This is a genomic window from Isoptericola sp. NPDC056605 (genome assembly GCF_042792795.1).
In the GTDB taxonomy this organism is placed as follows: domain Bacteria; phylum Actinomycetota; class Actinomycetes; order Actinomycetales; family Cellulomonadaceae; genus Isoptericola.
The window spans coordinates 1-19,445 of record NZ_JBHTVT010000002.1; the positions used below are offsets into that span (position 1 = coordinate 1).

The 19,445-nt window shown below is 73.2% G+C and carries 20 protein-coding genes; 11 read left to right on the forward strand and 9 right to left on the reverse strand.

The genetic code is table 11. The features are described 5' to 3' along the window. Positions 1-126 precede the first annotated feature (126 nt). Both ACFQ8Y_RS02810 and ACFQ8Y_RS02815 read right to left on the reverse strand, forming a co-directional pair. Positions 127-963 carry an ABC transporter permease gene (locus ACFQ8Y_RS02810; RefSeq protein WP_430548663.1) on the reverse strand — a complete coding sequence of 279 codons (837 nt, stop codon included), beginning with the start codon at positions 961-963 and terminating at the stop codon, positions 127-129. Beyond that, positions 960-1,991 carry an ATP-binding cassette domain-containing protein gene (locus tag ACFQ8Y_RS02815; protein ID WP_430584544.1) on the reverse strand — a complete coding sequence of 344 codons (1,032 nt, stop codon included), beginning with the start codon at positions 1,989-1,991 and terminating at the stop codon, positions 960-962. Before ACFQ8Y_RS02815 ends, ACFQ8Y_RS02810 begins: the two co-directional genes overlap by 4 nt. Before the next feature lie 111 nt (positions 1,992-2,102). On the opposite strand from ACFQ8Y_RS02815, the gene ACFQ8Y_RS02820 reads away from it, so the two are divergent. Next, a complete protein-coding gene (locus ACFQ8Y_RS02820) occupies positions 2,103-3,500 on the forward strand; it encodes a serine hydrolase domain-containing protein (RefSeq protein WP_430584545.1) in 1,398 nt (465 codons plus the stop codon). A gap of 4 nt (positions 3,501-3,504) precedes the next feature. Here the strand turns inward: ACFQ8Y_RS02820 and ACFQ8Y_RS02825 are convergent, their stop codons facing one another. Further along, entirely contained in the window at positions 3,505-4,275 is a 771-nt protein-coding gene (locus tag ACFQ8Y_RS02825; RefSeq protein WP_430548666.1) for a GntR family transcriptional regulator, read from the reverse strand. A 334-nt stretch (positions 4,276-4,609) separates the two neighbouring features. Here ACFQ8Y_RS02825 and ACFQ8Y_RS02830 point away from each other — a divergent pair, with 334 nt between their 5' ends. From ACFQ8Y_RS02830 to ehuA, 4 genes are read left to right on the forward strand one after another with little or no spacing between them, the layout of a single operon-like run. Further along, a complete protein-coding gene (locus tag ACFQ8Y_RS02830) occupies positions 4,610-5,539 on the forward strand; it encodes a transporter substrate-binding domain-containing protein (protein ID WP_430584546.1) in 930 nt (309 codons plus the stop codon). 4 nt (positions 5,540-5,543) lie between these two features. Next, positions 5,544-6,290, forward strand: coding sequence for an amino acid ABC transporter permease (locus tag ACFQ8Y_RS02835; protein ID WP_430584547.1), 747 nt, complete (start codon positions 5,544-5,546; stop codon positions 6,288-6,290). After that, the gene (gene ehuD / locus ACFQ8Y_RS02840) at positions 6,287-6,934 is read left to right on the forward strand and encodes an ectoine/hydroxyectoine ABC transporter permease subunit EhuD (RefSeq protein WP_430565167.1); all 648 of its coding nucleotides are present in this window, start codon (positions 6,287-6,289) and stop codon (positions 6,932-6,934) included. The genes ACFQ8Y_RS02835 and ehuD overlap by 4 nt, the downstream gene beginning before the upstream one ends. A 28-nt stretch (positions 6,935-6,962) precedes the next feature. Further along, the gene (gene ehuA, locus ACFQ8Y_RS02845) at positions 6,963-7,751 is read left to right on the forward strand and encodes an ectoine/hydroxyectoine ABC transporter ATP-binding protein EhuA (protein ID WP_430584548.1); all 789 of its coding nucleotides are present in this window, start codon (positions 6,963-6,965) and stop codon (positions 7,749-7,751) included. Between the two features lie 94 nt (positions 7,752-7,845). Here ehuA and ACFQ8Y_RS02850 read toward each other — a convergent pair whose 3' ends face one another. The 5 genes from ACFQ8Y_RS02850 to ACFQ8Y_RS02870 all read right to left on the reverse strand — a co-directional run bounded on the left by ACFQ8Y_RS02850 (position 7,846) and on the right by ACFQ8Y_RS02870 (position 12,751). Further along, on the reverse strand, positions 7,846-9,132 hold the full coding sequence (locus ACFQ8Y_RS02850; RefSeq protein WP_430584549.1) for a hypothetical protein: 1,287 nt from the start codon (positions 9,130-9,132) through the stop codon (positions 7,846-7,848). 272 nt (positions 9,133-9,404) lie between these two features. Beyond that, positions 9,405-10,721 (reverse strand): aminotransferase class I/II-fold pyridoxal phosphate-dependent enzyme, encoded by a 1,317-nt coding sequence (locus tag ACFQ8Y_RS02855; RefSeq protein WP_430584550.1) that lies wholly within the window; start codon positions 10,719-10,721, stop codon positions 9,405-9,407. Positions 10,722-10,809: 88 nt separating this feature from the next. Next, positions 10,810-11,328, reverse strand: coding sequence for an SRPBCC family protein (locus ACFQ8Y_RS02860; protein ID WP_430548673.1), 519 nt, complete (start codon positions 11,326-11,328; stop codon positions 10,810-10,812). After that, the gene (locus tag ACFQ8Y_RS02865) at positions 11,325-12,248 is read right to left on the reverse strand and encodes a hypothetical protein (protein ID WP_430548674.1); all 924 of its coding nucleotides are present in this window, start codon (positions 12,246-12,248) and stop codon (positions 11,325-11,327) included. The genes ACFQ8Y_RS02860 and ACFQ8Y_RS02865 overlap by 4 nt, the downstream gene beginning before the upstream one ends. Further along, complete coding sequence (locus ACFQ8Y_RS02870; protein ID WP_430548675.1) at positions 12,245-12,751, reverse strand: OsmC family protein; 507 nt, start codon at positions 12,749-12,751, stop codon at positions 12,245-12,247. Before ACFQ8Y_RS02870 ends, ACFQ8Y_RS02865 begins: the two co-directional genes overlap by 4 nt. A 204-nt stretch (positions 12,752-12,955) precedes the next feature. Here ACFQ8Y_RS02870 and ACFQ8Y_RS02875 point away from each other — a divergent pair, with 204 nt between their 5' ends. After that, on the forward strand, positions 12,956-13,702 hold the full coding sequence (locus ACFQ8Y_RS02875; protein ID WP_430584551.1) for an SDR family oxidoreductase: 747 nt from the start codon (positions 12,956-12,958) through the stop codon (positions 13,700-13,702). Between the two features lie 9 nt (positions 13,703-13,711). Further along, positions 13,712-14,629, forward strand: a complete 918-nt coding sequence (gene sigJ / locus ACFQ8Y_RS02880; RefSeq protein WP_430584552.1) for an RNA polymerase sigma factor SigJ — start codon at positions 13,712-13,714, stop codon at positions 14,627-14,629. Here the strand turns inward: sigJ and ACFQ8Y_RS02885 are convergent. After that, positions 14,611-15,984, reverse strand: a complete 1,374-nt coding sequence (locus tag ACFQ8Y_RS02885) for an NAD(P)/FAD-dependent oxidoreductase (RefSeq protein ID WP_430584553.1) — start codon at positions 15,982-15,984, stop codon at positions 14,611-14,613. The genes sigJ and ACFQ8Y_RS02885 overlap by 19 nt on opposite strands. A gap of 178 nt (positions 15,985-16,162) precedes the next feature. Between ACFQ8Y_RS02885 and ACFQ8Y_RS02890 the strand changes: the two genes are divergently transcribed. The 4 genes from ACFQ8Y_RS02890 (at position 16,163) to ACFQ8Y_RS02905 (ending at position 19,434) form a co-directional block, all read left to right on the forward strand. Next, a complete protein-coding gene (locus ACFQ8Y_RS02890) occupies positions 16,163-16,966 on the forward strand; it encodes a thymidylate synthase (RefSeq protein WP_430548679.1) in 804 nt (267 codons plus the stop codon). Positions 16,967-16,979: 13 nt separating this feature from the next. Beyond that, a complete protein-coding gene (locus ACFQ8Y_RS02895) occupies positions 16,980-17,501 on the forward strand; it encodes a dihydrofolate reductase (RefSeq protein WP_430584554.1) in 522 nt (173 codons plus the stop codon). Positions 17,502-17,782: 281 nt separating this feature from the next. Next, positions 17,783-18,763, forward strand: coding sequence for an ABC transporter permease (locus ACFQ8Y_RS02900; protein WP_430584555.1), 981 nt, complete (start codon positions 17,783-17,785; stop codon positions 18,761-18,763). Continuing rightward, a complete protein-coding gene (locus ACFQ8Y_RS02905; RefSeq protein ID WP_430584556.1) occupies positions 18,763-19,434 on the forward strand; it encodes a YesL family protein in 672 nt (223 codons plus the stop codon). Before ACFQ8Y_RS02900 ends, ACFQ8Y_RS02905 begins: the two co-directional genes overlap by 1 nt. The last annotated feature ends 11 nt before the right edge of the window (positions 19,435-19,445 follow it).

Consider the following 19,445-nt stretch of genomic DNA (forward strand, 5'->3'; position numbering starts at 1 on the left):
AACACCCACCCTGTGTGGCCGGGGGGGCCGTTTTTTTTATAAACCACCCCCCCGTGGGCTCGGTCAGTTTGCTGGGCGCCCGCTTCCGAGCTCGGAAGCGGGCCAGAACCATGCTCACGGCGGGCGTCAGTGGCGGGTGCGGTACAGGTGCATGGTGATCGGGCCGAAGACGGCGGTGAGGACGACGGAGGCGACGAGCACCCAGACGATCTCCCCGCCGTCGGGGGTGCCGGCCATCAGCCCCCGCACGGCGGTGACGAGGTGGGTCACGGGGTTGATCTCGACGAACCGCTGCAGGGCGGCGGGCATCGTCGACGGGTTCACGAAGATGTTCGACGCGAACGTCAGCGGCATCAGCACCATCATCGACACGCCCATGACGGCGTTCGGCGTGCGCAGCAGCAGCCCCAGGATGGTGAAGATCCAGCTCAGCGAGAAGGCGAAGACGAGCAGCAGCAGCACGCCGAGCACGACGCCGACCACCCCGCCGTCGGGGCGGAACCCGAGGATCAGGCCGAGCCCGATCGTCATGACCGATGCGATCGAGTAGCGCACGGTGTCGCCGAGCAGGGCGCCGACGATGGGCGCGGGCCGCCAGATCGGGAGCGAGCGGAACCGGTCGAAGACCCCCTTGGTGATGTCGGTGTTGAGCGTGTAGCCCGTGTACACGGTGACGATGACGATGGTCTGCACCAGGATGCCGGGCAGCAGGAACTGGATGTACGCGGACGTGGACCCGGCGAGCGCCCCGCCGAACAGGTACGTGAACATCAGCGTGAAGATCACGGGGGAGACCAGCACGTCGAACAGCTGCTCGGGCACGTGCTTGATCTTCAGCAGCGCGCGCCACCCGAAGGTCAGGGTCATCGAGAGCGCGGACGGCCGTGCGGGCGGCTCGGTGAGCGCCACGGCCTGGCGCAACGTCGTGGTCGCGATCTCGGCAGGTTCCGCGGACGTGGTCATCGGGACACCTCCTGGGCGTCGGCGGGCTCGGCGGCGTCGTCGGTCGGCAGCGGCTTGCCGGTCAGGGTCAGGAACACCTCGTCGAGGCTCGGCTGACCGAGCGTGAACTCCGGCACGGCGATGCCCGCCTCCCCGAGCGCGGGCAGCAGCTGCGCCACCGAGCCCGCCCCGTCGTCGGGCACGCGGGCCGACAGGGCGTACGGGTCCGTGGGCAGCGCGGGCTCGGTGCCCAGCACCTTCTCGACGACGCTCGCCGCGGCCGACCGCTGGCCGGCGTCGGCCAGGCGCAACGACACCGCCCCCTGGCCCACGGAGCGCTTGAGCTCGGTGGAGGTGCCCTCCGCGATGACGGTGCCGTGGTCGATGACGGCGATGCGGTCGGCGAGCTGGTCGGCCTCCTCGAGGTACTGGGTGGTGAGCAGCACGGTGGCGCCGTCCGCGACGAGCACGCGGACGATGTCCCACACCTGGTTGCGGCTGCGGGGGTCGAGCCCGGTGGTGGGCTCGTCGAGGAACAGCACGCGCGGGGCCAGCACCAGCGACGCGGCAAGGTCGATGCGGCGCCGCATGCCGCCGGAGTAGGTCTTGACCTGCCGGGGGCCGGCGTCCGACAGGCTGAAGGCGTCGAGCAGCCCCTCGACGCGCCGCCGTGCCGCCGTCCCGGTGAACCCGTACAGGCGGGCCAGCATGAGCAGGTTCTCGGTGCCGGTCAGGTCCTCGTCGACGGACGCGTACTGGCCGGTGAGCCCGACGGCGGAGCGGACGGCGTCGGCGTCGGCCACGACGTCGTGCCCGAGCACGCGGGCGGTGCCGGCGTCGGGGCGCAGCAGCGTGGCGAGCATGCGCACGACCGTGGTCTTGCCGGCGCCGTTCGGGCCGAGCAGCCCGAAGACGCTGCCGGTCGGGATCCGCAGGTCGACGCCGTCGACGGCCTTGGTGACCTGCTTGCGGGTGGTGAAGTGCTTGACGAGCCCTCGGGCGTCGACGGCGAGGTCGTCGCGCGGCGGGCCGGGGTCTGACGCGGACATGGGAGCTCCCGGGATGTCGGTGACGTGCGTCACGTACCAGGCTAGGACGGCCCACCGACGCGGAACTCATCGGCGGGCGCACGGCGCGACCGTCGTGGCAGGGTGTCGCCCATGACGCCGGAGCCCGCGACCCCGCAGCCGTTCGACCCCGACCACCTCGCCGCCTGGGTCGGCACGCAGGCCGGCTTCGCGCGCGTGCCCGGCGTGCAGTACGCGGTCCGCCTCGGGGACGACACCCTCCTCGAGGGCGCGTGGGGCGTCGCGGACGTCACCACCGGGGAGCCGCTGCGCACGGACCACGTGTTCCGGGTGGCGTCGCACTCCAAGACGTTCACGGCGACGGCGGTGGCCCGGCTCGCGGAGCGGGGTGCACTGCGCCTGGACGACCCGTTCGACGCGCACCTGTCCGAGCTCGCCGGGGCCGCCGTCGGGCGGGTGACCCTGCGCGAGGCGCTCGGCCACACCGGCGGTGTGCGGCGCGACGGCACCGACGCCGACTTCTGGCAGCTCGGCGCGCCGTTCCCGGGGCGGGACGCCCTGGTGGCGGCGGTGCGCGCCGACGGTCCGGTGCTCGGCCGCGGCGAGACGTTCAAGTACTCGAACCTCGCCTACGGGCTGCTGGGGCTGGTGGTCGAGGCGGTGGCGGGGACGCCGTTCGGCCGGCACGTGCGGGACGATCTCCTCGGCCCGCTCGGGCTGGACCACACGTCCCCCGAGGTGGGGGACGGCGTGCCCGCCGTCGTCGGGCACTCCGCCCTGGGCGTCGCCGACGACGGTCGGCTGCCGGTCGCTCCCGTGCGCACGGGAGCGCTGGCCGCGGCGACGGGGTTCTCCTCGACGGCGTCCGACCTCACGCGGTGGTTCGCGGCGCACGCCGACGGCTCGGACCTGCTGCGGCCGGAGACGCGGCGCCTGCTGCAGCGGGACGAGTCGGCGATCGACCGCCCGCACGCCCGGCCGCGGCGCTACGGCCTGGGCTTCGAGACGCGCGAGATCGAGGGGCGCCGCGTCGTCGGGCACGGCGGCGCGTTCCCGGGCCAGCTCAGCCGCACCTGGGCCGACCCGGCCGGGGGCGTCGTCGTGTCCGTGCTGACGAACGCGGTCGACGGCCCCGCCGACACGATCGCGACCGGTCTGTTCGCGCTGGTCGCGACCGCCCTCGACGCCGGCGAGCCCACGGCCGACGAGGCCGCGGCCCTGGGCCGCAGCACCGGTCGGTTCGCCAACCTGTGGGGGTTGACGGACCTCGTCCGGCTGGGCCGGGACCTGTGGCTGGTCGACCCACGTCGGGAGGACCCGTTGGCCGGCGCGGAGCGGCTCGTCGTCGACGGCGACGCCCTGCGGCTGCCGGTCGAGCCGGGGTTCGGGGCGCCCGGGGAGCCGGTCGAGGTGCTGCCCGGCGACGACGGCCGCCCGGCGGGGATCGTCGTCGCCGGGGTCACCTCGTGGCGGGCCGAGGAGTACGAGGCCGGGCGCCGCGCGCAGCTCGCCGCCCGGCCCGGGGCGTGAGCGGCTACGGCTCGGGGAACGTCGGGGTGATCGGGTCGAGGCGCGGGGCGGGGGACGGGCGGGGCTCGTCGAACGTCTCGACCGCGATGGTCTCCGGCTCGAGCAGTCGGGCGACGGCGTCGTCGAGGTTGGTGCGGATCGCGGCGACGAGGCCGTCGGCGTCGCGGGCCTCGAAGCGCTCGACCAGCTCGACGTGCGACTCGGCGGCGTCCTTGCGGACCGCGTAGTCCTCGCTGACCGTGAAGCTCGCGATCCGGACCTCCACGATGAGCGTGGTCATCCAGCGCAGCAGCCAGGGGTTGCCGCTGGCGGCGACGAGCGACCAGTGCACGTTGAGGTCGGCGTCGCCCACGCGGCGCGCGTCCTCGCTGCGCTCGGCGTCGACGAGGGCGTCGTGCGCGGCGCGGACGGCGGCGACCTGGGCCGGGGTGGCACGCTCGACGGCGAGGGGCGCGGCCGACGTCTCGACGGTCGTGCGCGCTTCGTACAGCGCCCGCACCCGGTCGGCGCCGATGCGCACCACGCTGAGGCCGCGGCCGGGGGTGGAGCGCAGGAGCCCTTCTTGCACCAGGCGCTGCGCGGCCTCGCGGAACGGCCCGCGGCTGACGCCGAGCTGGCTCGACATCTCGACCTCGCGGATGGGTGATCCGACCGGCAGCGCGCCCGAGTAGACGGCGTTGCGCAGCTCGACGGTGATGAGGTCGACCGTCGACGGGCGGGTCACCGGCGACAGGAACGGCGCGCTTCCGACGGGGGCCGGCGACGATGGGGTCATCTGCTCTCCTTCCAGGCGGTCGGGGGCCGTCCGACCGGGACATATCATCCCGCGCCGCGGCCTCCCGCCAGATCGTGACCCTCTTGTGACCATGGCATGACCGCTTTTTCGGGCGTGCCGAGCCCGTCCGAAGCGATCGTTCGTCCCGGCAACGCCGCTCTGACCTGCGACGACGCCGAACGGAGCGCGTCGTGGCGGCGCGCCCTCGCTGATTGTAGACAATCCGACATGTGGATACATAGATTGTCGTAGCGTCGGCATCACGGCTACGGTGTCGCACCGTCCAGACCAACGGCCCGGCGCGGACTCTCGCCGGGCGACGAAGGGAGACACCGTGTCGTCCACCAGGACCACGAAGCGCCGCCGGGCGTTCCTCGCAGCCGGTTCCGTGCTCACCATGACCGCGCTGGCCGCCTGCTCGAGCGTCGACGACGGCGGATCGGGTGGCGGCGCGGGCACGACGGTCGAGACGCTCAAGGACGCCGGCACCGTCAACGTCGCGTTCAACGGCGAGAAGCCCTACAGCTACAAGGAGGGCGACGAGCTCACGGGCGCGACGATCGCGCTCGACAAGGAGGTCTTCGGCGAGCTCGGGGTCGCCGAGGTCGAGGGCACCCAGACCGAATGGAACTCGCTCATCCCGGGGCTGAACGCCGGCCGCTACGACACCGTGAGCGCGGGGATGTCGATCCTGCCGGAGCGCTGCGAGCAGGCGGCGTTCGCGGAGCCGACCATCATGTACACCACGGCGTTCCTCGTGCCCGAGGGCAACCCCGAGAAGCTCACGGACTGGCAGTCCGTCGAGGACTCCGGCCTCACCATCGCCGTCACGAGCGGCGCGATCGAGGACGGCTACGCCCAGCAGACCGGCGTCAAGACGATCACGGTGGGCGACTCGACCGACGGTCTCAACGCCGTCGTCTCGGGCCGCGCCGACGCCTTCGCGCTGACGGGCATCTCGATCCGGGCGCTCGCCGACAGCACCGACGAGCCGGTCGAGGCCACCGACGCGTTCGTCGCGACCATCGACGGCGTGTCGCAGGTCGGCGCGGGCGCCGAGGTGTTCCGCAAGGGCGACACCGAGCTGCTCGAGGCGTACAACGAGAAGCTCACGCCGATCCTCGAGGACAAGGACAAGTGGCTCGAGATCATGGAGCCGTTCGGCTTCACCGAGGCGGAGTACCCCCCGCCCGGCCTGACCGCGGACATGCTGTGCGAGGGCGACCTCGCGAAGATCTCCGACGAGCTGGGGCTGGATTCCTGACCACATGTCGGATGACTTCCAGGCACTGATCGACCGTCTTCCCCACCTGGGCAGCGCCGTCGTCGTCACGCTCGAGATGACGATCGGCGGTGCCGCCCTCGCCATGCTCGTCGCGCTCGTGCTGGGGTTCGGCTCGCGCACCCGCTCCCTGTGGGTGCGCGGCCCCTCCCGCGTCGTGATCGAGTTCTTCCGGGGCACCTCGCTGGTGGTCCAGATCTTCTGGCTCTTCTACGTGCTCCCGGTGTTCGGGTTCAAGATGGAGGCGCTCGCCGTCGCGATCGTCGCGCTCGGGCTCAACTACGGCGCCTACGCCGCCGAGGTGGTGCGCGGTTCCATCGAGTCCGTCCCGACCGGCCAGTGGGAGGCCGCGACGGCCCTCAACCTCGGCGCGTTCCACAAGGTGCGCCGCGTGATCTTCCCGCAGGCGTGGGCGCTGATGATCCCGCAGCTCGCCAACCTGCTGATCCAGCTGCTCAAGGGCTCGGCCCTGGCGTTCTACATCACCCTGCACGACGTGTACTGGTGGATCGACGAGCTGCAGCGCGACACGAGGGACACCTTCTTCAGCTACGGCGTCGGTCTCGTCATCTACTTCGTGATCGCGTACGTCCTCACGTGGGGCATGAACTGGCTGGAGGAGCGGGCCAAGCGCCGGCTCGGCCGCGGCACGCGCCCGCGCCTGCGTGACGTCTTCGGCCTCAAGCCGGGCGTCCCGACGGAGATCGCCCGCGTGAAGGGGGGTGTGGCATGAACGACGACGCCATCTGGAACTGGGACACGGCATGGGAGGTCCTGCCGGCCCTCCTGCGCGGCCTGGTCATCACCATCGAGGCGACGGTCGTGGGCATGGTGATCGCCTCGATCCTCGGGCTGCTCATCGCCCTGGCCATGCGCGCACCGACGCGGTGGGTGCGCGCGCCGCTGCGGTTCGTCGTCGACTTCATCCGCATGACGCCGCTGCTGGTGCAGCTCGTCTTCGTGTGGCTGCTGCTCGTCGACATCCCGCCGCTCGTGATCGGGTTCGGCGTGCTCGGCGTGCACTACGCGACCTACATGTCCGAGGTGTACCGGGCGGGCATCGAGGCGGTGCCGCGCGGCCAGTGGGAGGCGGCCACCGCGCTGAACCTGCCCAAGGGGCGCACCTGGCGGGCCGTCATCCTGCCGCAGGCGATCCGGAACACGCTGCCCGGCCTGGGCAACTACGCGATCTCCATGTTCAAGGAGACGCCGTACCTCTTCGCCATCACGGTCGTGGAGATGTACCAGGCCGCCCAGCAGTACGGCGCCCTGAACTTCTCCTACATCGAGCCGCTGACCCTGGTCGGGCTGCTCTTCCTGCTGGTGAGCTACCCGACGTCGCTGCTGGTACGCCGGATGGAGACGCGCCTTGCCTGACCCGACGACCTCCCCTGGGAGCCAGAACATGAGCAACACCTCGAACGGCACCCCTGCCATCGAGTTCCGCGACGTCACCAAGCGCTTCGGCGACAACGTGGTGCTCGACGGCCTGAACTTCTCGGTCGCGCAGGGCGACCGCGTGACGCTGATCGGCCCGTCCGGCTCCGGCAAGACGACGATCCTGCGCCTGCTGATGACCCTCGAGGAGGCGAACGGCGGGCTCATCCTCATCGACGGCGACCCGTACACGCACGAGTACAAGGGCGACAAGTGGGTCGAGATCTCGGAGAAGCGCCGCCGCGTCGTGCGCAACCGGGTGGGGATGGTCTTCCAGCAGTTCAACCTGTTCCCCAACATGACCGTGCTGGAGAACATCATCGAGGCGCCGATCCACGTGCTCGGCAAGAGCAAGGCCGAGGCGGTCCAGCGGGCGGAGGAGCTGCTCGAGCAGGTCGGCATGACCGACAAGCGGGACTTCAAGACCAACCAGCTCTCGGGCGGTCAGCAGCAGCGCGTCGCCATCGCGCGGGCGCTCGCCATGGACCCGGAGATCCTGCTGCTCGACGAGGTGACCTCGGCGCTCGACCCGGAGATCGTGGCCGACGTGCTCGGCGTGCTCCGCGAGATCGCCCGCACCACGGACATCACGATGCTGCTCGTGACCCACGAGATGCAGTTCGCCCGCGACGTCTCGAACCGCGTGCTGATGTTCGACCACGGCAAGATCATCGAGGAGGCCGACCCCGAGACGATGTTCACGCACCCCGAGCACGAGCGCACCCAGGAGTTCCTCAAGGCCGTGCTCGGGGGCTGACCCCGGCAGCGCCGAACAGGCGGTTGCTCCCGTTCTCGCGCGTCACAGCGCGTCAGAGCGGGAGCAACCGCCTGTTCGGCGTTCGGAGGTCGGCTCAGGACGCCGGGGTGGGCGTCGGCGTGGCGGCGCCGTCCTGGGCGGAGCCGGACGACGAGCCGGAGCCCTGCTCGGCGTCGGGGGCGGTGCCCCCGGTCCCGGTCCCGGCACCCGTGTCGGAGCCGGTGTCGGTGCCCCCGCCGGTGTCGTCGGAGCCGTCGGCGCCGTCGCCGGTGCCGCCGTCCGAGCCGTCGGTGCCCGTGCCGGTGCCGTCGTCCGTGCCGCCGCCCGTGGTGCCGCCGGTGGACCCGTCGGTAGGCGTGTCCGTGCCGGAGTCGGTCCCGGGGTCGGTGCCGGTCGTGCCGTCCGGGGTGGACCCGTCGGTCGGCTGGTCCGTGCTCCCGTCGGTGGTGCCGGTCGTGGACTCGTCCGGGTCCCGGTCGGTGCCGGAGTCGTCCCCGGGCACGTTCGCCGGGTCCTCGGCGGGGCTGGTCGGGGTGGGCACGGTGGTCGAGTCGTCGGAGTCGTTCGAGGTACGGCTGATGCTCGTGCCGGACCCCTCCTGGCCGCGCACCGCGTCGGACAGCGGCTTGCCGATGACGAGCTCGACGACCAGCACCACGCCCATGACGACGACGAACAGGGCGGCCGCCGACATCGCGAGCACCTTGCCCGTGCCGTGCTTCTCCACGAAGCGCAGCCAGGCGTTGCGAGGCTCGGGCTCCTCCCCCTCGGGGAGGTCGCCGTCGGGCCCCTCATCGTCGGAGCTCTCGCCGTCCGCGGACGCGAGCCCGGCGTCGACGGCGCCGACCGGTCCGAGGGGGCGGGTCTCCCCGAGCGGCGCGGTGGCGTCGAGGGGCTGCGTGCCAGGGACGGTGCCGTCGGCCAGCGTCTCCGTGACGGACCGTCGTTCGACGGTCGGCGCGTCGCCCGGGGTGCCCTCCGCCCGGGCGTCGGCGGCGTCCGACGTGCTGACCACGGTGCCCCGCGCCGTCGTGGCGGTGCCGGTGACGCGCATCGCGGCGGTGCGCGAGCGCGGGGCGGCAGGGCCGGTGCGGGCCACGACCTTGGTGACGACCGGCTTGAGCTGCTCGTGCGTCTTCTCGATCGAGCGGGTGTAGAGGAAGTTGCCGATGACCGTGACGACGCTCGCCAGGCCCGCGCCGATGATCGTCCCGGCGACGCCGAAGAAGGACATCAGCACCGTGGCGCTGACCGCGGCGAGGGCGCTCGCCACCACCTGGGTGAGCGAGAGCCGGGTCTTGGCGGGGGCTTCCTTCGCGTCGTCGTGCGGGTCGTCGACGGGGTCGCCCGGGGCGGGGTTGCGGGGGGAGGAAGAGGTCACGGAGCGTCGGGTCCAGGTCGGGGTCGTCTGTCCGACGCCCGCCGCACCCGCCGGCACGAGGGCCGCGCGCCGCGGGCTCCGGCGTCTGCCGCGGGCGTCCCCAGCAGCCTAGGCCGGGCGTGTGCAGGTCGCAGCGGGCCGTCGTGACCCGCCCCGAGAGGAAGCGCGAAGATCCTGTGATCCCGCAGGCCTGAGGTGGTGCGGGCGCTCGATCGGCTCTGTTCGTCGAGCGGGACGACGCCCCGTCGAGCGCGCGCACCGTCCCGGCGTGCTCAGGACGCGGTGGCGGCCTCCGCCGCGGCGAGCAGGATGCAGGTGGCGACGCCGTCCATCGCGACCCGCACCTCGTCCAGCGGGGGCATGGTCGGCGCGAGGCGCAGGTTCCGGTCGTCCGGGTCCTGGTGGTACGGGAACGTGGCGCCGGCCGGCGTGAGCGCGATGCCGGCCTCCTTGGCGAGCTGCACGACGCGCGCCGCGGTGCCGGGCACGACGTCGACGGAGACGAAGTACCCGCCGTCGGGCCGGGTCCAGGTGGCGACGCCGGCGTCACCGAGCCGCTCGTCGAGGATGTCGACGACGGCGCGGAACTTGGGCGCGAGGATCTCGCGGTGCTTGCGCATGTGGGCGCGCACGCCCTCCGCGTCGCCGAAGAACCGGACGTGCCGCAGGTGGTTGATCTTGTCCGGCCCGATCGAGCGGATGCCCAGGTGCTTCGTGAACCAGGCGACGTTGGCCGGGGACGCCGCGAAGAACGCGACCCCGGACCCGGCGAACGTGATCTTCGACGTCGACGCGTACAGGAGCACGCGGTCGGGGCTGCCGGCCTCCGCGGCGAGGTCGATCGCGTGCGCGGACTTCGCCTCGTGCTCCGTGAGGTGGTGCACGGCGTAGGCGTTGTCCCAGAAGATGCGGAAGTCGGGGGCGGCGGCGGGCATCGACACGAGGCGCCGGGCGACGGCCTCCGAGACGACCGAGCCGTCCGGGTTGGCGTACGTCGGCACGACCCACAGGCCCTTGACCGTCGGGTCGTCGGCGACCAGGGCGGCGACGGCCTCCGCGTCGGGGCCGTCGGGCGTCATCGGCACGGTGACCATGCGGATGCCGAGCTCCTCGCAGATCGCGAAGTGCCGGTCGTACCCGGGCACGGGGCAGACGAACGTGATCTGCTCCTCGCGTGACCAGGGCCGCTCGGAGCCGGGCACGCCGAACAGCAGGGCCTGCACGATCGTGTCGTACATCAGCGTCAGCGAGGCGTTCCCCTGCGCGAGGAGCTGGTCGACGGGCACGCCGAGCAGCTCGGCGAAGATGCGGCGCAGCTCGGGGAGCCCGGCGAGGCCGCCGTAGTTGCGCGTGTCCGTGCCGTCCTCGGCCGTGTGGTCGCCCTCGCCGGGCAGGGCCAGCAGCGGCTCGGAGAGGTCGAGCTGCTCGGCGGACGGCTTGCCCCGCGTGAGGTCGAGCCTCAGGCCGCGGGCCTGCAGGTCGGCGTACTGGCGGCGCAGGTCCTCGAGCCTCTCGGCGAGGCCGGCGGCCTGGGCGGCCTGGGCGGCCTGGGCGGTGGACGACGGCGCGGTGGAACCCTCGGTGCTCACCCCACGGACCATACCGGCCGTGGGTCGGCTGCGGCAGGGCGTCCCACGACCGTGCGGCGACCGTGCGGCGAGCGGTCGGCGCGGCCGGTCAGCGCCGGCGGTCGAGCGCCCGCGCGAGCCGGCCCAGCGAGAGGTGCATGAAGCCCCGCAGGGCGAGCCCGACCAGCGGGGCGGTGACGGCCCGGGGGAGCGGCCCCGCGAGCCAGGCCTCCTCCCACCACACGACGCGGCAGCGGCCGGCATCCATCGGGACGACGTCGAAGCCCGCCTCGCCGAGCAGCACCGGCCCCAGCTTGCGCAGCCGGGTGCGCCCCACCCGTGCGGCGGCGGTGGAGGGTCGCTCCAGCTGCTCCACGACCATCCGGTCGACGATCACCAGGCGACCCAGGGCGCTGCCCGGGTCGCGCCGCGCGCCCGGGCCGCTCGCCATCGTGCAGCGGTCGCCCAGCTCGGGGCCGTGCCCCGCAGGGCTCTGGAGCCGGGTGGCGACCATCCAGCGGGGGTGGGTGCGCAGGTCCGCGACCCAGGCGAACGCGACGGACGCCTCGACCGGGACGACGCGCGCCACCTCGACGCGGTGCGCGGCGGTCGTGCCGGGTGCCGTCACGAGGCGTCGTCCTCCGTCGCGCCGCCGCGCCCCTTGCGGCGCGGCAGCCACCGGCTCGGCGACGTGCGCCGGGGCGCGTCGAGGGCGCGCAGCGTGGGGACGTCGTCGCCCGGCTCGAGCACGAGCTCCACGACGCGGGGGAAGTGCTCGGGCGGCGGGCCGAACGCGCGCCGCGACTGCGCCACGACGCCGTGCCCGAGCGCGCGCCCGCCCGCGACGCCCACCACGAACCCGACGCCGAACGGCAGCAGCCGCCCGAGCGCGAGCGAGCCCTGCTTGGCGACCTGCCGCTTGAGGAACTGGCGGGCGAGGGTCTTGTTGACCCGCTTGATCGTGGTCTGCGGCATGGACGTGAGCAGCACCTTGCCCCACGCCACGGAGGAGCCGCCGATCGCGTTCTCCACGTCCTTCGCGCCCCGGTCGCCCAGCACGGTGGCCAGGAGCAGGGCGCGACGCCGCGGCACGTCGTCGATCTCGATGCCGTGCACGTCGGCGACGGCGAGGGCGAACGCGGCCGACGCCCCGAAGAACGTCGCGACGTCGCCCGTGGTGAGGGCCGTCGCCGCGGCCGTCCCGACCGACGGTGCGGCGGCCGCCGCGCCCACGGCGCCCCCCGCCGTCGTCAGCAGGGTCAGGTACTCCTTCTCGAGGATGCGCACGATCCCGGCCGGGTCGGCCTCGGGGTTGCGCGCCCGCAGGCGGTCCACGTGCTTGTGGATCGCGGCGGACGGGATCGTCACGGCCTTGTCGAGGAGCGCGTCGAGCAGCGGCGTCGGCCGGTACCGCGCCCACTCCTCGCGGCGCGCGGCCGGGTCGCGGACCTCGGCGACCTCGTCGCCCGGCCCGTCGCCCGCCCCGTCCGGGCGCACGACCTCGTCGCCCGGCGTCGGGCCCTCGTCACCCCTGCCGCGCGCGGTCACGACGCGGCGTCCTCCGTGTCGCCCTGCGCCTCGTCGGGCGCCGGCTGCTCGAAGACCGCCGGCGGCACCAGCGCGCCCGCCTTGAGGGTGCGGCCCACGGTGCAGGCCCTGTCGATCGAGCGCTGCGCCAGCAGCAGGGTCTTGTTCCGCGTGGCCTCGTCGAGCCCCGACAGGTCGATCTCGAAGCGTTCGGTGAGCACCGGGTAGCGGTCCTCGTCCAGGTCCTTCGCGTCCTCGACCCGGATCACGGCCTCGTACGCCTCGCCGAGCACCCGGGCGAACTTCGTGTCGCTGCTCATGCCCGCGCACGCGGCGAGGGCCACCTTGAGCAGCTCGCCCGGCGTGAAGACGGCGCCGGCCTCCACCGGTCCGATCTCCACGCTCGCGCCGCGGGCCGTGTGGCCGCGGTAGGTGCGGTTGCCGGTGCGCTCCACCCACAGCGGGTCGGTGGGCGACGGGGTCACGGGGGCTGCGGTGTCGGGCACGGTGCTCTGGTCCGTCATGAGGTGATCCTCCCACTGCTCGTCCGGGGAAGTCCGGGACGTCCCGAGGAGAACGTGCGGGCCGCGCGTCCGATTCCGGTGTGGCCGGGGTCACACGGGGGAGCTGTCACGGTCCGCCGCCGTCCCCGGTCGACAGGGTGCGGGGCGGCCACCGGGCCGTCCGCCGCAGGGACACCTCAGAAGCACCGCAGAGAGGACAGGCTCATGAAGATCGTGGTCGTCGGTGGGACGGGACTCATCGGGACGCAGGTCATCGCACACCTCACGGAGGCCGGGCACGACGCGGTCGCCGCCGCGCCCAGCACGGGCGTGGACACCCTGACCGGCGAGGGCGTGGACGCGGCGCTCGCGGGCGCCGACGTCGTCGTGGACGTGTCGAACTCGCCGTCGTTCGCGGACGACGACGTGCTGCGCTTCTTCACGACGTCGACGCGCACGCTGCTCGACGCCGAGAAGCGCGCGGGCCTGCGGCACCACGTGGTGCTCTCGATCGTGGGCACGGACCGCAACCCGGACTCCGGGTACCTGCGGGCCAAGGTGGCGCAGGAGGAGCTGGTGCGCTCCGGCGGCGTCCCGTGGACGGTCGTCCGCGCCACGCAGTTCTTCGAGTTCGCGCCGCGGATCGCCGACGGCGCCACGGTCGACGGGGAGGTGCGCATCCCGCCGGTCGGGTTCCAGCCGATCGCGTCGGCGGACGTGGCGCGGTTCGTGGCCGAGGCGGCCGCGGGGGAGCCGCGCGACGGCGTGCTCGAGATCGCCGGGCCGGAGCGGGTCCGGTTCGACGAGTTCATCGCCGCGGCGCTCGCGGCGTCGGGAGACGCCCGCACGGTCGTGGCCGACCCGGCCGCGCCGTACTTCGGGGCCGTGCTCGCCGCCGACTCGATCGTGCCGCAGGGCGACGCCCGGCTCGGTGCGGTGACGTACGCCGACTTCGCCGGGGCGCGGGCGTAGCGTGGCCGCATGACGTCGCGTCCCGACGCGCCCGAGCGCCCCGGCCCCCTCGGCGACACCGGGGGCACCGGGGCGCTCGACGCGTTCCTCGCCGTGCGGCCGCAGCTGTTCGGCATCGCCTACCGGATGCTCGGGGGCGTCGCGGAGGCGGAGGACGTCGTGCAGGACGCCTGGCTGCGCTGGCAGGGCACGGACCGCGACCGGGTCCGGAACCCGGCGGCCTTCCTCACGACGGTGACGACGCGGCTCGCGATCAACGCGGCGACGTCGGCCCGCGCCCGGCGCGAGACGTACGTGGGCCCGTGGCTCCCCGAGCCGGTCGACACGTCCGACGACCCGGCGCTGGGTGCGGAGCGCGCGGAGGCCCTCGAGCTGGCGACCCTGCTGCTCATGGAGCGGCTCACGCCGGTGGAGCGGGCCGTGTACGTGCTGCGGGAGGCGTTCGGCTACCCGTACGGGCGGATCGCGGAGATCCTCGACCTCACCGAGGCGAACGCGCGCCAGCTCGCCCGCCGTTCGCGCGACCGGCTGGGCACGCGCGAGGCGGTGCCCGTCGACCCCGGCGAGCACCGGCGCCTGCTCGACGAGCTCGTGGCCGCCGCGCACGAGGGGGATCTCGCGCGCTTCGAGCGCTACCTGGCCGACGACGTCGTCGCGCGGCCCGACGGCGGCGGGCGGGTGCACGCGTCGCGCGTGGACCTGGTCGGCCTGGCGCGGGTGTCGCTCTTCCTCGACAACGTGTGGCGCAAGTTCTGGGACGCCGGCACGGTGCGCCCCGTCGAGGCGAACGGCCTGCCCGCCGTCGTGGTCGACCTGGACGGCGCACCGTTCGCCCTCCTCGCGCTCGACGTCGCCGACGGGCGGGTCCAGCACGTGTACGTCCAGGTCAACCCCGACAAGCTGACGGGCTACGCCACCGCCTCCTGAGTGTCCCGGGCGGGACCCACCGCCTCGCCGTCGGGCGTGGTGGCCGCGGCGAAGGCGGCCCGGGGCGTCTGCACCGACGCGAGGGAGACGACGTCGCGCCCGAAGGCCGCGGCGGTGAGCCAGACCGCGAGCACGCGGGCCTTGCGCTCCCACGTCGGGATGGCGAGCAGGTGGTACCCGCGGTGCATCAGCCACGCCAGGCGGCCGCGCAGGACCAGCCGGCGGAGCTGGAAGATGCCGGACCCCAGACCCAGCGTCGCGATCACGCCGAGGCTGCCGTGCACGTACGGCCGCGACGGGCGGCCGTGCAGGCTCGCGACCAGGTTCCGCGCCAGGCGCCGGCCCTGCCGGACCGCGTGCTGCGCGTTCGGCACGGCGAGCGCGCCGGGCCGCGCGACGGCGAGGTCCGGGACGGCGGCGCCGTCGCCCGCGGCCCACGCGTCGTCCACGGGCGCGTCGTCGGTGCCGACCCGCAGGTCGGGGCGCACGACGAGGTACCCCCGCCGGTCGACCGGCAGGTCGGTGTGCGTCGCGACCACCGGGTTCGCGGCGTTGCCCGCCGTCCACACCAGCAGGCCCGACGCGAACGACTCGCCCGTCGAGAGCCGGACGACGCCGCCGGCAGCGGACTCGAGGCCCGTGCCCAGGTGCACGCGCGCGCCACGTCGTTCGAGCTGCTCCACGACCCAGCGGCCGGGGCGGTCGGTCACCTCCGGCAGGATGCGGTCGCTCAGCTCCACGAGGTGGAACCGCAGCTCGGCGGCGTCGATCTCGGGGTACCGGGGGAGCAGGTCGTGGGCGAGCGACAGCAGCTCGGCGAAGCCCTCGACGCCGGAGAACCCGCCGCCGACGAACGTCACGGTCAGCAGCCGCTCCCGCTCCGGCCCGCGCGGCAGGCTCGCGGCCCGGTCGAACGACGTCAGCAGGCGGTCGCGGATGGCCACCGCCTCCTCGACGTGCTTCATCCCGATCGCGTGCTCCGCGACCCCGGGCACGGGGAAGACGCGCGTCACCGCGCCCGCCGTCACCACGACCGTGTCGTAGGGCAGGCGGTACGGCTCGCCCGAGCGCGGCCGCACGACGACGACCCGGTCCGCGTGGTCCACGCGCACCACCGACCCGTCGACCAGCCGCGTGCGGCGCAGGTGGCCGCGGTGGGCCACCGCCGCGTGCCGCGCCTCGACGGACCCGGCCACCACCTCCGGGAGGAACGGCTGGTAGGTCATGTACGGGCGCGGGTCGACGAGCACCAGCTCCACCTCCTCGCGCCGCAGCTCTCGCCGCAGCCCCTTCTCCAGCTCCCGGGCCGCCGTGAAGCCCGCGTAGCCGCCACCGACGATCACGATGCGTCGCATCACTGCCTCCTGTGCCGCGCCCGTCGGGCGCTCTCACCACGTCGACCACGCAGCGTGCCGCTCCGTGACGGTCGGGTGGTGTGATGTCGGAGACGTCGTGGCGGACGTCGGGCGGACCGTCGGACGACGCGCGGTCCCGACGCCGCCGCCGGCCTCCCGGGGGTCGTAGGGTTGCCGCATGGCTGCCATCCCCACCCCGTACGAGGACCTCCTGCGCGACGTGCTGGAGCACGGCACGCACAAGGCGGACCGCACGGGGACGGGCACGCGCAGCGTGTTCGGCCGGCAGATCCGCTACGACCTGCAGCAGGGGTTCCCGCTGATCACCACCAAGCGGGTGCACCTGAAGTCCGTGGCGTACGAGCTGCTGTGGTTCCTGCGCGGCGAGTCCAACGTGGGCTGGCTGCAGGAGCACGGCGTGACGATCTGGGACGAGTGGGCGTCGCCGGAGGGCGAGCTGGGGCCGGTGTACGGCGTGCAGTGGCGGTCGTGGCCGACGCCGGACGGGCAGCACGTGGACCAGATCGCGGGCGTGATCGACCAGATCAAGGTCAACCCCGACTCGCGCCGCCTCGTCGTCAGCGCGTGGAACGTGGCCGAGCTCGCCGACATGGCGCTGCCGCCGTGCCACCTGCTGTTCCAGTTCTACGTGGCCGACGGGAAGCTCAGCTGCCAGCTGTACCAGCGCTCCGCCGACCTGTTCCTCGGCGTGCCGTTCAACATCGCCTCCTACGCGCTGCTCACGCACATGGTGGCCGCGCAGACCGGGCTCGAGGTGGGGGAGTTCGTCTGGACGGGCGGCGACTGCCACGTCTACGACAACCACGAGGAGCAGGTCCGCACCCAGCTGGAGCGCGACCCCTACCCGTACCCGACGCTCCGCCTCGCACCCCGGGACTCGATCTTCGACTACGCGTACGAGGACATCGAGGTGCTCGGCTACCAGCACCACCCGGGCATCAAGGCCCCGGTCGCCGTCTGACCCCGGCGACGACGTGATCGGTCTGATCTGGGCCCAGGCGCGCGACGCCGCGGGCCGGCCCGTCATCGGTGCCGCAGGCGAGATCCCCTGGCGCGTGCCCGAGGACTTCGCGCACTTCAAGGCGACGACGGCGGGGCACCCCGTCGTCATGGGGCGCCGCACCTGGGAGTCGCTGCCGCGCCGCCCGCTGCCCGGACGCACCAACGTCGTCGTGACGCGGCGGCCGGGCTGGTCCGACGACGGCGCCGTCGTCGCAGGCTCCGTCGGCACGGCCCTGGCGCTCGCCGCCGCGGCTCCCGGCGGGGACGAGGTCTGGGTGATGGGCGGCGGCGAGGTCTACGCCGCGACGCTGGCGCTCGCGGACAGGCTCGTCGTCACCGAGGTCGACCTGGAGGTCGCGGGCGACGCGTTCGCCCCTGTCGTCGACGCCCTGACCTGGAAGATCGCCGACGACGGCGCGTGGGCGACGTCGTCCGGCCCGGGCGCACTGCGCCATCGCGTGCGCACCTACGCGCGCGCCCTCGGCACCGCCTGACAGCCGGCCCGCCCTCGAGGCGGTCGGCTCGCGAGGCGCGGGCCCTCCTCGTCTCCGGACGGCCCGGCAGGCCGTGGCGCGGGCGCGCTCCCACCGCGTCCAGGCATCGCCAGATCACGATCTCGACACCGATCGGTGGAAGGCGCTTGCCGATTCCGGTACCCGTCCGGTACGTTTCCGAGAAACCGGTTACCGGCGCGTTTCACCACGGAGCGCGGACAGCTCGAGGAAGAGCAGAGGGGCACGCCAATGGTGGTTGTGATGAACGAGGGGCTGCGGCGATGAGCGCGGTCACCGCCGCGAAGACCGCGGCTCCGACGACGCCGACGTCCGGTGGCGCGACGCCGGCGCGACCGGAGCGCAAGCGGGTGTCCGCGCTGTGGAAGCACAAGGCGCTCTACCTCATGGCCGTGCCGGGGATCCTGTACTTCCTGGTCTTCAAGTACGCGCCCATGGGTGGCCTGGTCATCGCCTTCCAGGACTACATGCCCTTCCTCGGCATCGGCGGCAGCCCGTGGGTCGGCTTCGACCACTTCGTGCGCTTCTTCTCCGAGGACACGTTCCTGGTGCTGCTGCGCAACACCGTGGTGATCTCGCTCCTGCTCCTGATCTTCTCGTTCCCGGTGCCGATCATCCTGGCGCTGCTGCTCAACGAGGTCCGCACCAAGGTCTTCCAGCGCAGCGTGCAGACGGTCATCTACCTGCCGCACTTCATGTCGTGGGTCATCGTCGCGTCGATCTTCTACGTGCTGCTCTCGACCGACGGCGGCGCGGTGAACAACCTCATCGTCGAGTGGGGCGGCCAGCCGGTCCCGTTCCTCACGGACCCCGACTGGCTGCGACCGCTGTACGTGGGCCAGGAGATCTGGAAGGGCGCCGGCTGGGGCACCATCGTGTACCTCGCCGCCATGACGGCGGTGGACACGCAGCTCTACGAGGCCGCAGAGCTCGACGGCGCGGGCCGCATGCGCCAGACGTGGCACATCACCCTGCCGGCCATCCGGCCCACCATCATCGTGATGTTCATCCTCGCCATCGGGGACTTCCTGGAGCTCGGCTTCGAGCACATGTTCCTCGTGATGAACTCGCTGAACCGGTCCGTGGGCGACATCTTCGACACCTACGTGTTCACCACGGGTATCCAGAACGGGCAGCTCAGCTACGCCGCCGCGGTCGGCCTCTTCAAGGGCCTCGTCGGCCTGATCCTCGTCGTCATGGCCAACCGGCTCGCGAAGAAGTTCGGCGAAGAGGGCGTCTACTGATGTTCTCGTTCGAGGGCTTCGTCCGGATCAACACGTTCCTGACCGGCGTGTACCGGTTCGCCTACCTCAACGTGCTCTGGCTCGCGACGACCGTCCTCGGGCTCGGCCTGTTCGGCGCCGGGCCGGCGTCGTACGCCCTGGCCTGGTACGTGGACGGCTGGTTCCGCCACGGCGAGACGCCGCCGGTCGCCCGGGCCTTCGTGGCCGGCGTCCGGGAGCAGCCGTGGCGCGCCATGGTCGTCAGCTGGATCCTCGCGGGCGCGGGCGCCGTCATCGTCACCAACGTCTTCCGTGCCCCGAGCTGGACCGTGCAGGCGCTGAACGTCGTGGCGCTCGTCGTGCTCGCCGTCGCCGCCGCCTACGTGTACCCGGTCATGGTCGCGACCGACGTCGCGCCCGTCGGCCGGCAGCTCGCGAGCGCGCTGCTGATCGGCTTCGGCTCGCTGCACTGGACCATCCTCGGCACCACCGCCGTCGCCCTCACGGGCTGGCTGCTGTGGCAGTTCGCGTCGCCGTTGCTCGTGCTGTTCGGGGTGGGGATCCCGGCCTGCGCTGTCGGCGTCGTCACCCGCATCGTCTTTCGTCCCCTGGCGCAGGTCCCGGAACAGCCGGACACCCACGCGCCGTACCGCAGTTCCATCGACGCGCCTGTGACGGAGCAGGTGGCATGAGAAAGAGGAGT